Genomic DNA, 13,936 nt, shown 5'->3' with positions numbered 1-13,936 from the left:
AGGACGGACACCCCCCGGCGCGGCCCCGACCCACCGCACCCCGGAAGGCGCTACGCGCACCCCCACCGAAGCAGCCACAGGCCGCCGCAGGCATCCCGCCCGATCAGCCGACCGCCCCCGTGAAATGCTCCCCCACCAGCGCCCGCACCACATCCAGGTCCCGGGCGATCAACGCGTCCAGCAACGCCGTGTGTTCGTGCGCGTCCGCCACCAGGTCCGCCCGCCCCCGCGCGCCCGGACCGGCCCCGACCAGCGGCCACTGCGCCCGCCGGTGCAGGTCCTCCGCGATCTGCACCAGCTGCCCATTGCCCGCCAGGGACAGCACGGCCCGGTGGAACACCCGGTCGGAGTCCGCGTACGTCGCACGGCACCCGGAGGACGCCGCGCGGACCGTCGCCTCGGCGAGGGGACGCAGCTCGGCCCACCGCTCGGCCGGCACCGTACGGGCCAGTCTCAGCATCACCGGCACCTCGATCAGCGCCCGTACCTCGGCCAGCTCCGCCAGTTCCCGCGCCCCGCGCTCCACCACCCGGAACCCCCGGTTCGGCACGACCTCGACCGCACCCTCGAGAGCCAGCTGCTGCATGGCCTCCCGCACCGGCGTCGCCGAGACCCCGAACCGCTCGCCCAGCACCGGCGCGGAGTACACCTCCCCGGGCTTGAGGTCCCCCGCCACCAGTGCGGCCCGCAACGCGTCGACGATCTGCCCGCGGACCGAGGCCCGCTGCACGACGGGCCGGTGCACCGGAGGAGCGGGCTCACTGTGCGTGTGCTCCCCGCGCACGGCCCCGGCCTGCTGCGGCACCCGGGCCTGCCCGACCCGCCCGGCCTCCCCGGACCCGGAAGGCACCCCCGTACCCGCCCGTACCCGTGGTGCCCCCTCCCCGGTGGAGCCCTGCGCACCCTGCTTCACGGGTCCTCCTCCGGACGTATCGGTACTTGGGGTCATTACGGCGGGTTGTTACTCGTCCGTCAAGCACCATAAGCGCACCGGCCGCCAGTTCAAATCCCAGCGATCTCAGATAAGGTTAGGCTTACCTCTCAACCACCAGTTCGACGACGTGGATCGGTGATCGCATGCCCGTGCCCGGCTCGGCCGTCTCCGGCGCCTACGCCCGCCTGGCCGAGGTCCTCCCGGGACTCTCCGTCACCGAGCTGCGTCCCGAGGACGACACCCCGCACGGCGACGGCTGGATCACCGCCACCTCCCTCGCCGCCGCCGGCCCCGACCTCGACGCGTTCCTGGCCTGGGACGACACCCAGATCCGCCGGGACTACGGCCGGCAGGCCCGCCCGGACGTCATCGCCAGCTTCGGCCTGCACCGGTACGCCTGGCCCGCCTGTCTCCTGATCACCGTCCCCTGGTTCCTGAACCGCCGCGTCCCCCACTACCCCGTGACGCACGTCTCCTACGACCGCACCTCCCCCGACCACGTCATCGGCCGGATGGCCGTCCGCCCGGCCGGCTTCGCCTGTCTGCCCGGCGACGAGGCCGCCGCGCTGCCCGGTGCCCGGGTCGTCCCGGACGAGGAAGCGCTGCGGGCCGAGGTGCGGGCGGCGGTCGCCGAGCACATGGAACCGGTGCTGACCGGCTTCGGCCCCCGGATGCGGCGCCGCGGACGGGCCCTGTGGGGCATGGCGACGGACGAGATCGTCGAGGGCCTCTGGTATGTCGCCCAGCTGTTCGGCGAGATCGAGGAACGGCGCGCGATGCGCGAACTGGAACTGCTCCTGCCGGGCGCGACGAAGCCGTACGTGGGCACCGCGGCCTTCCGCGAGCTGTCCGGCCCCGGCGGCGAGCCCCTGCGCACCCGGGACCGGGCGAGCTGCTGCATGTTCTACACCCTGCGCCCCGACGACACCTGCGCCACCTGCCCGCGCACCTGCGACACGGACCGGGTCACCAAGCTGCTGGCGACGGCCGGTTGAGCCACGGACGGACCGAGCGGCACCTCTTCACCCCATAAGATCATCACCGCACCGGGCACCCACACGCCCGCAGCCGATTCACACCATCCTCACGGGTCACGGAAACTCCGGGGAACCACCCGTACGGGTACTCTTTCTCGAACTCAACTCCCGCCCTTCAAGCGGTAGTTCGAGCAGAACGCCGCCCTGGGCATTCCCTTGCACTTCCTTGGCGGCCTCTTGCCCCGAAACCCCCTGAGGGCCGATGGGATTGGGCCACTATGGCGGGCGTTACGCCCTATCCCACTGCAAGGGACCACCCAGATGAAACTGACCGACATATCGCTGAACTGGCTGCTTCCGGGCGCCGTGCTTTTCCTGGGCATGCTGGCGGCGGTGGCGGTGCTCGCGCGCGGCAAGCGCTCCTCGGTCAAGGACACGAGCGCGGACGATTCCTGGGAGCGCAGCGAGGAACGCCGCAGACGCAAGGAAGCCCTCTACGGCACCGTCTCCTATGTCCTGCTGTTCTGCTGCGCGGCCGTCGCCGCCGCGCTCTCCTTCCACGGCCTGGTCGGCTTCGGCGAACAGAACCTCGGCCTGTCCGGCGGCTGGCAGTACCTCGTGCCGTTCGGCCTGGACGGCGCGGCGATGTTCTGCTCCGTGCTCGCGGTGCGCGAGGCCAGCCACGGTGACGCGGCGCTCGGCTCCCGGATACTGGTCTGGACGTTCGCGCTCGCCGCGGCCTGGTTCAACTGGGTGCACGCGCCCCGGGGGCTCGGCCACGCGGGTGCGCCCCACTTCTTCGCGGGCATGTCGCTGTCGGCGGCGGTCCTCTTCGACCGCGCGCTGAAGCAGACCCGCCGCGCCGCCCTGCGGGAGCAGGGCCTGGTGCCGCGCCCGCTGCCGCAGATCCGTATCGTGCGCTGGCTGCGGGCCCCCCGGGAGACGTACAGGGCCTGGTCGCTGATGCTCCTGGAGGGTGTGCGCAGCCTCGACGAGGCGGTCGACGAGGTGCGCGACGACAAGCGCAAGAAGGACGAGGCCCGGCAGCGACGCCGGGACCAGCAGCGCGTGGAACGGGCCCAGCTGAAGGCGATCAGCCGGGGTCACCGCGGCTACCTCGGCCGCGGCGGCGGCAATGGCGGCAGCCGGCAGCTGGAGGTGCAGGTGGAGCGCGGCTCCTCGCAGGTCTCAGCGGAGCCTGCCATATCCGCACCGGAGCCCCTGCCCGTCCGCTCGCGTCCCTCCCTTCAGCCGGTCCGCAAAGGGACTGATCCCGTGACCGTCGACCTCACCGCGGAGGACGACACCATGGCGCTGCCCCGCCTGGATTCCCTGGAGCGCAAGCTCAAGGACCTGGAGCAGCAGTTCGGCTGACCGAGCGGCACACCGGACGGAAGGGGACGCGGCCCGCGGGCCGCGTCCCCTTCGCCGTTCACGCCGCCTCGGCCCCGAGTTCGAACCAGACGGCCTTTCCCACGCCATGTGCCCTGACCCCCCAGGCGTCCGCGAGGGACTGCACCAGGAACAGGCCCCGGCCGTTCGTACCGTCGTCGGCGACCGGTATGCGCAGCCGGGGTCTGCGGGCCACGAAGTCCCGTACCTCCACCCGCAGTCCACGGGGTCCGACGGTGGCCGTCAGGACCGCGTCATGGTCGGTGTGGACGATCGCGTTGGTGACGAGTTCGCTGGTGAGCAGTTCCGCCACGTCGGACTGTCCGTGCTTCCCCCACTGTCCCAGCAGGTCCCGCAGCGCCTTGCGGGCCTCCGGCACGGCCCGCAGGTCCGCCCGCCCGAGTCTCCGCTTCAACTGGGGCGCCTGCGGCTGCTCCGTGACGTCTTCGGTCTCGTCCTCCGCCGTCTTCGTCGAGAGGGTCCCGATGGTCGTGGGACCGCCTCCTCGTGCCTGCCTCTCCATGACCCCCGCCTGCGCGCCGATGTCGGTTCCCCCTGCTCGAACACGTTCACGGGGATCCATGCCCCATCGGGAACGCAGCAGTCATGTCGAATCGTCAACGACCGGGTGTTCGGCCACACGGACACGGCGGGCGGGCCGGGCGGAGCGGCTCCGAGCGGCACGGCGGAGGAGGGCAGGGGGACAAGAGGGTAGCCGGTGCGGGTACCGCGGTGGAGGCTGACCGCCGGAGATCGGACGAACGGCCGATGGCCGGCTGCCGATCCCTCCGTACGCGACCGGCGGTCGAGGCGGCCGGTCCCCGTGCGCGATGGTCCGGGGAAGTTGGCCGAAGTACGTCGGTCTCCCCTCCGGCGCCGGCCGGTGGGGGCCGTCCTCCCGACCCCCGTGGCGGGAGGACGGCCCCGGTCCTTCGCGGTCCGCCGCGTCGTCAGTAGAGCTTGTTGACGGCTGTGGTGGTCGTCTTCTTGAAGGCGGCCACCGGGGCGTCGTCGAAGTCGCCCATCTGGCCCCACGACACGACGGTGACGGTCCGGCCGTCCCGTCCGACGGACAGCAGCGAGATGTCCGTGGCTCCCCAGGAGGTCTCGGTGTGCAGGCCGCGGACGCGGGCGCCCTCCTCGACCGGCAGAGTGCCGTAGTCCCGGCCCTCGGCCTCGACGTCGGGGTCGTTCTGCTCGATGCGGTCGGCGCAGGTGCGGATCAGGTCGTCGTAGTGCTTCGCCAGGGCCTTGGCCAGGGTGGCTGTGTCCGCCACGACGGTCAGCTGCACGGCGCTGGTGTCCAGATCGGTCCGGAACTCCCGGTGCCGGTAGTCGTAGGAAGGCACGCCCTCCGTGCTCACGCAGGAGCCGAGTCCCTCCGGGAACCCCTCGGTGACCGGGCCGGCGGTCCAGGACGACGACGGGTGCGGGGGCAGCTCGGACGCCGACAGGAACTTGGGCGAGGCGGCTCGCGGCGCGGCGCCGGCCGGTGCGGTGAGAATCGTGCCGGCCGCGAGGGCGGCGACGGTGAGTGCGGTGAGCGCTCCGGCTCGAGTGCGCATGGACATGGGTGTCCCCCGTGGGTACGTACGTGGATGTCAGAGGTCGCCGCGGCGCGGGCTGGTCGGCCCGGGCCTGGTCGGTGCGACACCAAGAGCATCAGCGGTCACGGCGGGCGGACGCAACAGCTCTCGCCCGATCCGGCACGGTGGAACCATCCCAGGCCTTCTGACGTGCAGGTACATGGGTGCCTGGGATGCCGTCCCGGGCCCGCGTGGGACCAGACGAGGACGGGGGAACGGTGTCGGCACCAGAGGACGTCGACGACGTCGCGGAGTTCGCGGCGCTCTTGAGAGCACTGAAGGACCGCACGGACCGCAGTTACGGTTCGCTGGCCCGCCGGCTGGCGATGAACACCTCGACGCTGCACCGCTACTGCGCGGGGGAGGCGGTCCCCCTCGACTTCGCCCCGGTGGAACGCTTCGCGGCGCTGTGCGGAGCCTCCCCGGAGGAACGCCTGGACCTCCACCGCCGCTGGCTCCTGGCCGTGGCGGCACGTCAGCGGCCGCGAACGGGGAGGGCGGTGGCCGGCGCCGCCCCCGGCGACGGCGCGACGGACGGGGCAGCGCCCGGCGCGGAAAGCAGCCCTGGGGACGAACCGGACGTCATCGCCCCCTCGGCGGCCGTGTCGGAAACCGCGCACCACCCGGCGTCGGCACCACTCCCGGCCGCCGAAGACTCCCCGCTCCCCCACCGCCCCTGGTTCCGCCGCAGGCGACCCGTCGTCGGTCTGGCCGCCGCCTGTGCGGTGCTCGCGACGCTCGGGACCCTGTCCGCGCTGCCGGAAGGGCGGCGCACGTCCGGCGACCGTGCCCGTACGGCCGGACCCGCCGCCTCCGGCACGACGGAAGTCAGGGCGCCCGAACGGGACGGCCCCTCGCCCACCGCCCCGAGCGACTCCCCCACCGCGAAGAGGCCCAGCCCCTCCACCACCCCCCAGAAGAAGCGGAAGCCCTCCCCGGCACCCAGCACCCCGGAAACCACCCCGCCCACCGCCGGAAAGGCCCCCGCCACACCCCTCACCTGGTCCGTCAACTCCCAGGCCTGGAAGCTCGGCTGCGGTCACGACTACGTCATCGCGAAGCCGCCGGGCCAGGTCCCCCCTCCCCCGGCACCGCAGGACGCGGCGCCCTGGGCGGCGACGCAGGGCGCGGTGCACGGCGGCGAGACGCTCCTGCAGCTCTCCGTGCAGGGGCGCAGCGACACGGCCGTCGTGCTGGAGGCGCTGCGCGTGCGCGTGGTGGGCCGTACGGCACCGGCCGAGGGCAACGCCTACGCCATGGACCAGGGCTGCGGCGGCTCGATCACTCCCCGGTACTTCGACGTGGACCTGGACAAGGAGCGCCCCATCGCCCGCGCGGTCGCCGGGAGCGACACCGGCACGCCGATCCCGGCCGTGCGCATGCCCTACCGCGTCTCGGCGACGGACCCCGAGGTGCTGCTGGTCACGGCCGGGACCAGCACGTGCGACTGCCGTTGGTATCTGGAGCTGGACTGGTCCTCCCAGGGCCGCACGGGCACCGTGCGCATCGACGACGACGGCCGCCCGTTCCGCACCAGCGGCATCGCGGACCTGCCCCGCTACGTGTACGACACCCTCGGACGCAAGTGGAGGCCGTACAGCTAGAGCCGGGGCACGTTGCGGAGGTTGGAGCGGGCCATCTGGAGCATCCGGCCGACTCCGCCGTCCAGCACCATCTTGGAGGCGGACAGGGCGAAGCCGGTCACCATCTCGGCCTTGATCTTCGGTGGGATGGACAGCGCGTTGGGGTCGGTGACGACGTCGACGAGGGCCGGGCCCTTGTGCTTGAAGGCGTCCTTCAGGGCCCCGGCGAGGTCCTTGGGCTTCTCCACCCGCACGCCGTAGGCGCCGCAGGCGCGGGCCACGGCCGCGAAGTCGGGGTTCTTGTTGGCCGTGCCGTGCGACGGAAGCCCGGCGACCAGCATCTCCAACTCGACCATGCCGAGGGAGGAGTTGTTGAAGAGGACGACCTTGACGGGCAGGTCGTACTGCACCAGCGTCAGGAAGTCGCCCATCAGCATGGAGAACCCGCCGTCGCCGGACATCGACACGACCTGCCGCCCCCGGTCGGTGAACTGGGCGCCGATGGCCATGGGCAGCGCGTTCGCCATCGAGCCGTGGGAGAAGGAACCGATGGCGCGGCGGCGGCCGTTGGGTGAGATGTAGCGGGCGGCCCAGACGTTGCACATGCCGGTGTCGACGGTGAACACGGCGTCGTCGGCGGCGATGTCGTCGAGCACGGACGCCACGTACTCGGGATGGATCGGCACGTGTTTGTCGACCTTGCGGGTGTACGCCTTCACCACCCCCTCCAGCGCGTCCGCGTGATTCTTCAGCATGCGGTCGAGGAAGCGGTGGTTCTTCTTCTCCTTCACCCGTGGGATCAGACAGCGCAGCGTCTCCCGTACGTCGCCCCAGACCGCGAGGTCCAGCTTCGAGCGGCGGCCGAGGTGTTCGGGCCGGACGTCGACCTGGATGATCTTCACGTCGTCGGGGAGAAAGGCGTTGTACGGGAAGTCGGTGCCGAGCAGGATCAGCAGGTCGCACTCGTGGGTGGCCTCGTACGCGGCGCCGTAGCCGAGCAGCCCGCTCATCCCGACGTCGAACGGATTGTCGTACTGGATCCACTCCTTGCCACGCAGGGCGTGGCCCACCGGGGACTTGACCTTCCCGGCGAGTTCCATGACCTCGGCGTGGGCGCCGGCCGTGCCGCTGCCGCAGAAGAGGGTGATCTTGTCGGCCTCGTCGATCATCTCGACGAGCCGGTCGATCTCGGCGTCGCCGGGGCGGACGGTCGGCCGGGAGGTGACGAGGGCGGTCTCGGCGGCCTTCTCCGGGGCGGGCTGGTCGGCGATGTCGCCGGGCAGGGAGACGACGCTGACGCCACCGCGGCCGACGGCGTTCTGGATGGCTGTCTGGAGCAGCCGGGGCATCTGCTGCGGACTGGAGATCAGCTCGCTGTAGTGGCTGCACTCGGCGAACAGCCGGTCGGGGTGGGTCTCCTGGAAGTAGCCGAGGCCGATCTCGCTGGACGGGATGTGCGAGGCGAGGGCGAGGACGGGCGCCATGGAGCGGTGGGCGTCGTACAGGCCGTTGATGAGGTGGAGGTTGCCGGGCCCGCAGGAGCCGGCGCAGGCGGCGAGTTGTCCGGTGATCTGCGCCTCCGCGCCGGCGGCGAAGGCGGCGGTCTCCTCGTGCCGGACGTGGATCCAGTCGATGGCGGAGTTGCGGCGGACCGCGTCGACGACGGGGTTGAGGCTGTCGCCGACGACTCCGTAGAGGCGCTTGACTCCGGCGCGGGTCAGGATGTCGACGAACTGTTCCGCGACGTTCTGTTTGGCCATGACTCTCGTCTGCCCCTTCGGTCTCCTCGGATCCCTCCGGGTTCCATCAAGTCACACGCCTCGCTGTCACGCCTCCCAGACGGCGGCGGCCGTACGGTCGTCCGCGTAACCTTTGACCCGCACTTGGGAGTCGGCGAGGAACGCGGCCAGTCCGGGCGGCTCGGGGCGGGACCAACGGTCGGCCAGGTACTCGCCCAGTTCGGGTTCGCCGCGCAGGGGGTCGGCGAAGCCGCCGCTGCACATGAGCAGGGTGTCACCCGGGCGGGCGACGGAGGTGCGGAAGCGGAAGGGTTCGCGGGGCGGTTCCGGGGCGGGCTCGTACGGGCTGGGCGGGGTCGGGATGCCCAGGTCCATGGTGAGCCGGTCGCCCTCGGGCGTCTCGGGGGGCGGCGATCCGAACCCCAGGACGGGTTCGCCCTTGACCTCGGTGACCTGCGGTTCGATGTCCTGCCACTCGCCCTCCCGCAGCCGGAACAGGCCACCCGGCCCGACGCCGAAGAAGACACGCGTTCGGCACTCCGGGTCGGCGGACAGCAGGAGGCAGCGCAGGCTCGCCGCGTACTCGTCCGGGTCGACGCCCTGTTCGGCGGCGCTGGCGCGGAGCTTGCCGAGGCTGCGGTCGGTGAGGCGGTGCAGGCCGGACTTCAGGTCACCGCGTCGGCCGGCCCTTATGTCCGCGACGAGCCGCGCGTGGCTGCGCCCGACGGCCCGACCGATCCAGTGACAGGCCTCGGCGGCGGCCCGATGCGCCCCCGGCGTGGCCCGGGCCCCGGTCGCCATCGCCACCAGCAACAACGCCTGCTCCCCCGTCCCGAACCGCGCGGTGAGCAACGAGTCCCGCCGCGGCTCCCCCCGGTACCGCGCGGAGTCCCCCCGCACGGACACGGCCCGCAGGGTGCAGACCCCGTACCGTGCCCCGTCGAGGACGGTGTCCGCGACGAGGTCGTCGAGGTCGTCCGGGTCGGCGGGCGGGAGCGCGGTGGGTTCGGCGTCATAGGTCGGCGGCCGGGACCCCACGTGCCCCCGTACCCGCCCGGCGGGCGGCACGGGCGGCTCGATCCGGGGTTCGGGCCGGTCGAGCAGCGGAGCGTCGACGGGCCGCGGTGGTGCCGGTGGTGGATCGGTAGGTCGTGGGGGTGTGGGCGGTGGATCGGCCGGGGTGGTGGACGCGGACGTGCCGGATTCACCGTCGGGAAACGCGGAGCCCCTGGAGGAACCCTCCGTCTGGGCCGGTCGGTCTTCCGTGGTGGGCCAGGAGGGAGGGATCTCCGGCGGTGGCGGGACCTGCGGTGGTGCTGGGGCCTGTCCGGACTGCCCTGGGGGTGGCGTAGCGGGCGGGAAGGTCACCGGCCCGGGGGACCGGGCGGGCGGGGGTTCCCAGGGTGCGCGCTGTGCGGAGCCGTCGGCCGGGCGGTGGGCGTCCGGCGCACCGGCGGACCCCGTCCGGGGCGCAGGCACCACCGGCTCCGCTCCGGCGGAGCCGGACCGCCCGCCCCGCTTCCACGGGCGGAAGGCCCGGCGCTCATCCCCCCTCTCCCCGTCCGCCTCCTGATCCGCCCCGTCCCCCACCGCCCCCGCCGCCGAGGCGAAGCGGTCGTCCAGGGAGTCGGGTGCCGGTGCGGGCCCCGTGTCGTCGGTGGAGTCGTCGTACAACTGCCTCCACCAGTCGTCCTCGTGACCGCTGGGCCTTCCCCCCTGCTGACTCATGCCCTGATTGTCCACCGCACGAGCCGGATGGAAACGGGGCTTGTGGAAAAACCGGCCCGTCACGGCGACGGGAACGGCGCCGACGAGTGATCCGTAGAACGGTCATGCGATATGCGGGTGCCCTGGACACCGCGACCGGCTGACCTGCGGTCCTGACCGCTGTAACACTCCTGACCTGCGTATTCTCCCCGAATCCGGCAGTCTGGTCAGATGGGAGTGTGGGAACTCCTGATGGTCGGGCTGGTCATCCTGCTCGGTCTGTGCGGAGTGCTGCTGCCCGCGGTGCCCGGGTCGCTGCTGGTGTGGGCCGCGGTCATGTGGTGGGCGCTGAAGGACCCGCAGCCGGTCTCCTGGTGGGTCCTGGTGGGGGCCACGGTCCTGATGTTCGTCTCCCAGGGCGTCCGCTGGGCCCTGCCGCCCCGGAGGTTGCGGGCGAGCGGCACCAACCGCCGCATGCTGGCCTACGCCGGAGCCGGATCAACCCTGGGTTTCGTGGTGCTCCCCGTCCTCGGCGCGATCCCCGGCTTCCTGGCCGGCATCTACCTCTTCGAACGCCTCCGCCTGGGCCGCCACGCCGAGGCGGTCACCGCCCTGCGCACGGTCATGCGCTCGGGCGGCTCCAGCATCCTCACCGAACTGTTCACCTGCCAGCTGATCGCGGCGGCCTGGCTGGGCGCGGTCTTCTGGGGATGACCCCCGCTCCCCGCCCCTACGGCACACGCTCGCCCAGGACACCCTCGTGCGTCAGCAGCCGCACCTTCCGGTCCAGTCCGCCCGCGTACCCCGTCAGCGTGCCGTCCGCCCCGATCACCCGGTGGCACGGCCGGACTACCAGCAGCGGATTGGCCCCGATCGCCCCGCCGACGGCCCGTACGGCCGCCCTGGGCGCTCCGATCAGCGCCGCGATCTCCCCGTACGTGACGGTCGAGCCGTAGGGGATGCCGTCCAGCGCGGCCCAGACACGCTCCCGGAACGCGGTGCCCTCGGTGCGCCACGCCAGCCGGAACTCCTTCAGTTCCCCGGCGAAGTAGGCGGCGAGCTGCTCCCCGGCCTCGCGGAACGGCCCCTCGTCGCGCCGCCAGTCGTCCCGGACCACGCGTCCGCCCTTCTGCCCGGGCACGGACAGCGAGGTCAGCTCGCCGTCCGGGCCGGCGGTGAGGAGGAGCGGCCCGAGGGGTGAGGCCACGTTCGTCCAGTACGTCGGGGTCATCAGAACTCCCACTCCCCTGCTGCGCGCAGGTGGTTCAGGGCGTACGAGCGCCAGGGGCGCCAGCTGTCGGGGACGTCGGCCCCGGGCGGGGCCACGTCGGGGTCGCCTAGGGCGCGGGTGCGGATCTCGGCGATGGTGCGGGCGTCCAGGCCGGGCACGGCACGCAGGGCGTCCTGTGCGTCGTCCCGGTCGGCGCCCGGGTCGAGGCGTACGGCGTGGTCGGCGAGGGCGGCGGCGAGCGCCCCGAGGGTGCCGCCGGGCTCGGCCCCGGCGAGGACGGCCGGCTCGGGGAAGAGGTGGGTGAGGCTGCCGCAGGGCGCGTCGAGGGCCTTGCCGTACCGCCGCACGAGCCGTTCCGCCTCCGTCCGGCCGGCCAGTGCGCGGACCGCGAGTTCCTCCGGGTCGCTGGTGCCGGGCGAGCGCAGTCCGGGCCGGGCGGCGACCAGGGGCGCGAGCCGGGGGTCGGCGGCGAGGCGCTCGTCGACGGCGTAGGGGTCGGCGTCGAGGTCGAACAGCCGCCGCAGCCGTTGTACGGCGGTGGTGAGGTCGCGCGGGTCGGTGAGGTGCAGCCGGGCGTCGAGCCAGCCGCCCGGGTGGGCGCCGAGCCCGGTCCGCGCGGTGCCGGGCCGCTCGTCGACGGCGACGATGCCGGTCCCGTACGGGAGGCGGAGCGTACGCCGGTAGGTGCGGGCGCCGGGCGGGCCGCTCATGTCCTCGATGCCAGGTACGGCCTCCCGTTGCAGCAGGTCGAAGACGGGTCCGGCCTGGTACGGGCCGCGGTGGGCCAGCCGGAGCGGGATGCCGGCGGTCGGGGTGGCCGTACGGCGGCCCCGGCCGCTCCTCGGGGCGGCCAGGGCGCGCAGCTCGCTCGGTGTCGACGCGTACACGGCGCGGACCGTGTCGTTGAACTGCCGCACGCTGGCGAAGCCCGAGGCGAACGCGATCTCGGTGATCGGCAGCTCGGTCGTCTGCACCAGGACACGCGCGGTGTGGGCCCGCTGGGCCCGGGCGAGGGCGACCGGCCCGGCACCGAGCTCGGCGGTGAGCTGCCGCTGCACCTGCCGGGCGCTGTAGCCGAGCCGTCCGGCGAGGCCGGCGACGCCCTCCCGGTCGACCACGCCGTCGGCGATCAGCCGCATGGCCCGGCCCACCACGTCCGCGCGGACGTTCCACTCGGCGGAGCCGGGCACGGCGTCCGGGCGGCACCGCCGGCAGGCCCGGAAGCCCGAGCCCTGCGCGGCGGCGGCCGTGGTGAAGAACCGTACGTTGGCCCGCTTCGGGGTGACCGCTGGGCAGCTCGGACGGCAGTAGATGCCGGTCGTCTCGACGGCAAAGAAGAAGGCGCCGTCGAAACGCCCGTCCCGGCTGCGCACGGCCTCGTACCTGGGGTCTTCCCCCGTCTCCTCGTCCATCACGGTGTCCAGTCTCCGCCCCCGGCGGGGATGCCGCTGGCGGAAATCGGACACCGCGTTCCACGTCGTCCCCGGCTACGAACGCCAGTGGGGTCCGCGCTTGGCTTCCATCGCGGCTCGGCCGATCGCTCCCTTCCGCTTCCAGTCCTTGCGGATCTCCGCCCTGAGACGGGCGTCGGTCTTGGCGACGATGCGCTGGTTCTCCCGCAGGAGCTTGCGGTAGCTGTCCAGCCGGCGTTCCGGCAGTTCCCCGGTCTCGACGGCGGCCAGCACGGCGCATCCCGGTTCGGCCTCGTGGGCGCAGTCGTGGAAGCGGCACCGCTCGGCCAGGTCCTCGATCTCGGAGAAGACCTGCCCGACGCCGGTCTCGGCGTCCCAGAGGCCGACGCCCCGCAGTCCGGGGGTGTCGATCAGGACGCCCCCGCCGGGCAGGGCGAGGAGATTGCGGGTGGTCGTGGTGTGACGTCCCTTGCCGTCGACGTCCCGGGTGGCCTGGACGGCCATGACGTCCGCGCCGAGCAGCGCGTTGGCGAGGGTCGACTTGCCCGCGCCGGACTGCCCGAGCAGCACGGACGTCCCCCCGCCGGCGATCGCCGCCAGCACGTCGAGCCCGACCCCCTCCACGGAGCTGACGAGCACGACCGGCACGCCGGGCGCGCTCGTCTCCACGTCCTGGACGAGGTGGGCGCGGGTGACGGCGTCCGGGACGAGGTCGGCCTTGGTGAGGACGACGACGGGCTGCGCCCCGGACTCCCAGGCGAGCGCGAGGAACCGCTCGACGCGGCCGAGGTCGAGTTCGAGGGCGAGGGACACGGCGACGATGGCGTGGTCGACGTTGGCCGCGAGGATCTGCCCCTCGGACCGCTTGGAGGAGGTGGAGCGGACGAACGCGGTGCGGCGCGGCAGATACGCGCGGACGTAGCGCGGGTTCCCGCCGGGTTCGACGGCGACCCAGTCGCCGGTGCAGACGACCCGCATCGGGTCGTGCGGGGTGACGAAGGCGGTGTCGGCCCGGAGCACGCCGTCGGCGGTGACCACGTCGCACTGCCCGCGGTCGACCCGGACGACACGCCCGGGCAGCAGCCCGTCGGCCTCGTACGGGGTGAAGGCCTCGGCCCAGGAGTCGTCCCAGCCGTAGGGAGCGAGCGCGGTGGAAACGGATGCGGCGGAGCTGGAAGTCAAGGGTGACCCTTCCCAAGGTCGGCCCCGGCCCGACGTCGGTCGGGTCAGCCGGCGGCCAAGGAGGTGGAATTGATGAACTGGATGCGGGCAGCGCCCATCGCAATGACAGCCATCGGTCAACACCTCCTCGTTTCTCGACTCGCCTCGGAACCCTTCGTGGAACCGCCGTAACGCTATCCCGTCACGGCGGCGT

At 72.9% G+C, this 13,936-nt stretch carries 12 protein-coding genes; 4 read left to right on the top strand and 8 right to left on the bottom strand.

The window, feature by feature from the left end; genetic code table 11:
• Window positions 1–103 precede the first annotated feature (103 nt).
• Window positions 104–913, bottom strand: coding sequence for a GntR family transcriptional regulator (locus ABZ016_RS26030; protein ID WP_356919099.1), 810 nt, complete (start codon window positions 911–913; stop codon window positions 104–106).
• A 164-nt stretch (window positions 914–1,077) separates the two neighbouring features.
• On the opposite strand from ABZ016_RS26030, the gene ABZ016_RS26025 reads away from it, so the two are divergent.
• Together ABZ016_RS26025 and ABZ016_RS26020 are read left to right on the top strand one after the other, a co-directional pair.
• Window positions 1,078–1,929: a (2Fe-2S)-binding protein gene (locus ABZ016_RS26025; RefSeq protein ID WP_356919098.1), complete on the top strand. Its 852-nt coding sequence runs from the start codon at window positions 1,078–1,080 to the stop codon at window positions 1,927–1,929.
• A gap of 303 nt (window positions 1,930–2,232) precedes the next feature.
• Window positions 2,233–3,285, top strand: a complete 1,053-nt coding sequence (locus tag ABZ016_RS26020) for a DUF2637 domain-containing protein (RefSeq protein ID WP_356919097.1) — start codon at window positions 2,233–2,235, stop codon at window positions 3,283–3,285.
• Between the two features lie 58 nt (window positions 3,286–3,343).
• On the opposite strand, the gene ABZ016_RS26015 is transcribed toward ABZ016_RS26020, so the two are convergent.
• On the bottom strand, window positions 3,344–3,826 hold the full coding sequence (locus ABZ016_RS26015) for an ATP-binding protein (RefSeq protein ID WP_356919096.1): 483 nt from the start codon (window positions 3,824–3,826) through the stop codon (window positions 3,344–3,346).
• A gap of 427 nt (window positions 3,827–4,253) precedes the next feature.
• Entirely contained in the window at window positions 4,254–4,874 is a 621-nt protein-coding gene (locus ABZ016_RS26010) for a hypothetical protein (RefSeq protein WP_356919095.1), read from the bottom strand.
• Between the two features lie 233 nt (window positions 4,875–5,107).
• Between ABZ016_RS26010 and ABZ016_RS26005 the strand changes: the two genes are divergently transcribed.
• Window positions 5,108–6,493: a helix-turn-helix domain-containing protein gene (locus ABZ016_RS26005; RefSeq protein WP_356919094.1), complete on the top strand. Its 1,386-nt coding sequence runs from the start codon at window positions 5,108–5,110 to the stop codon at window positions 6,491–6,493.
• On the opposite strand, the gene ABZ016_RS26000 is transcribed toward ABZ016_RS26005, so the two are convergent.
• Complete coding sequence (locus tag ABZ016_RS26000; protein WP_356919093.1) at window positions 6,490–8,232, bottom strand: pyruvate dehydrogenase; 1,743 nt, start codon at window positions 8,230–8,232, stop codon at window positions 6,490–6,492. The genes ABZ016_RS26005 and ABZ016_RS26000 overlap by 4 nt on opposite strands.
• A gap of 66 nt (window positions 8,233–8,298) precedes the next feature.
• Entirely contained in the window at window positions 8,299–9,939 is a 1,641-nt protein-coding gene (locus tag ABZ016_RS25995) for a protein phosphatase 2C domain-containing protein (protein ID WP_356919092.1), read from the bottom strand.
• Between the two features lie 210 nt (window positions 9,940–10,149).
• On the opposite strand from ABZ016_RS25995, the gene ABZ016_RS25990 reads away from it, so the two are divergent.
• Window positions 10,150–10,632, top strand: coding sequence for a DUF456 domain-containing protein (locus ABZ016_RS25990; protein WP_356919091.1), 483 nt, complete (start codon window positions 10,150–10,152; stop codon window positions 10,630–10,632).
• 16 nt (window positions 10,633–10,648) lie between these two features.
• On the opposite strand, the gene ABZ016_RS25985 is transcribed toward ABZ016_RS25990, so the two are convergent.
• From ABZ016_RS25985 to rsgA, 3 genes are all read right to left on the bottom strand, one after another.
• Complete coding sequence (locus ABZ016_RS25985) at window positions 10,649–11,149, bottom strand: methylated-DNA--[protein]-cysteine S-methyltransferase (protein WP_356919090.1); 501 nt, start codon at window positions 11,147–11,149, stop codon at window positions 10,649–10,651.
• The gene (locus ABZ016_RS25980; RefSeq protein WP_356919089.1) at window positions 11,149–12,561 is read right to left on the bottom strand and encodes an AlkA N-terminal domain-containing protein; all 1,413 of its coding nucleotides are present in this window, start codon (window positions 12,559–12,561) and stop codon (window positions 11,149–11,151) included. Before ABZ016_RS25980 ends, ABZ016_RS25985 begins: the two co-directional genes overlap by 1 nt.
• A 75-nt stretch (window positions 12,562–12,636) precedes the next feature.
• Window positions 12,637–13,743 (bottom strand): ribosome small subunit-dependent GTPase A, encoded by a 1,107-nt coding sequence (rsgA, locus tag ABZ016_RS25975; RefSeq protein ID WP_356919088.1) that lies wholly within the window; start codon window positions 13,741–13,743, stop codon window positions 12,637–12,639.
• Window positions 13,744–13,936 lie beyond the last annotated feature (193 nt).

Source organism: Streptomyces sp. NPDC006372 (assembly GCF_040612515.1).
In the GTDB taxonomy this organism is placed as follows: Bacteria; Actinomycetota; Actinomycetes; order Streptomycetales; family Streptomycetaceae; genus Streptomyces.
Note: the sequence above shows the minus strand (reverse complement) of the source record. Positions and strands in the feature narration are given on the sequence as shown.

What these genes read in the sequence shown, in the direction of transcription:
- ABZ016_RS26020 (WP_356919097.1), top strand. Translation starts at nt 2,233, where the DNA reads ATGAAACTGACCGACATATCGCTGAACTGGCTGCTTCCGGGCGCCGTG.
- ABZ016_RS25980 (WP_356919089.1), bottom strand. Translation starts at nt 12,561, where the DNA reads ATGGACGAGGAGACGGGGGAAGACCCCAGGTACGAGGCCGTGCGCAGC.
- ABZ016_RS26010 (WP_356919095.1), bottom strand. Translation starts at nt 4,874, where the DNA reads ATGTCCATGCGCACTCGAGCCGGAGCGCTCACCGCACTCACCGTCGCC.
- ABZ016_RS26025 (WP_356919098.1), top strand. Translation starts at nt 1,078, where the DNA reads ATGCCCGTGCCCGGCTCGGCCGTCTCCGGCGCCTACGCCCGCCTGGCC.
- ABZ016_RS25985 (WP_356919090.1), bottom strand. Translation starts at nt 11,149, where the DNA reads ATGACCCCGACGTACTGGACGAACGTGGCCTCACCCCTCGGGCCGCTC.
- ABZ016_RS25995 (WP_356919092.1), bottom strand. Translation starts at nt 9,939, where the DNA reads ATGAGTCAGCAGGGGGGAAGGCCCAGCGGTCACGAGGACGACTGGTGG.
- ABZ016_RS26015 (WP_356919096.1), bottom strand. Translation starts at nt 3,826, where the DNA reads ATGGAGAGGCAGGCACGAGGAGGCGGTCCCACGACCATCGGGACCCTC.
- ABZ016_RS26000 (WP_356919093.1), bottom strand. Translation starts at nt 8,232, where the DNA reads ATGGCCAAACAGAACGTCGCGGAACAGTTCGTCGACATCCTGACCCGC.
- ABZ016_RS25990 (WP_356919091.1), top strand. Translation starts at nt 10,150, where the DNA reads ATGGGAGTGTGGGAACTCCTGATGGTCGGGCTGGTCATCCTGCTCGGT.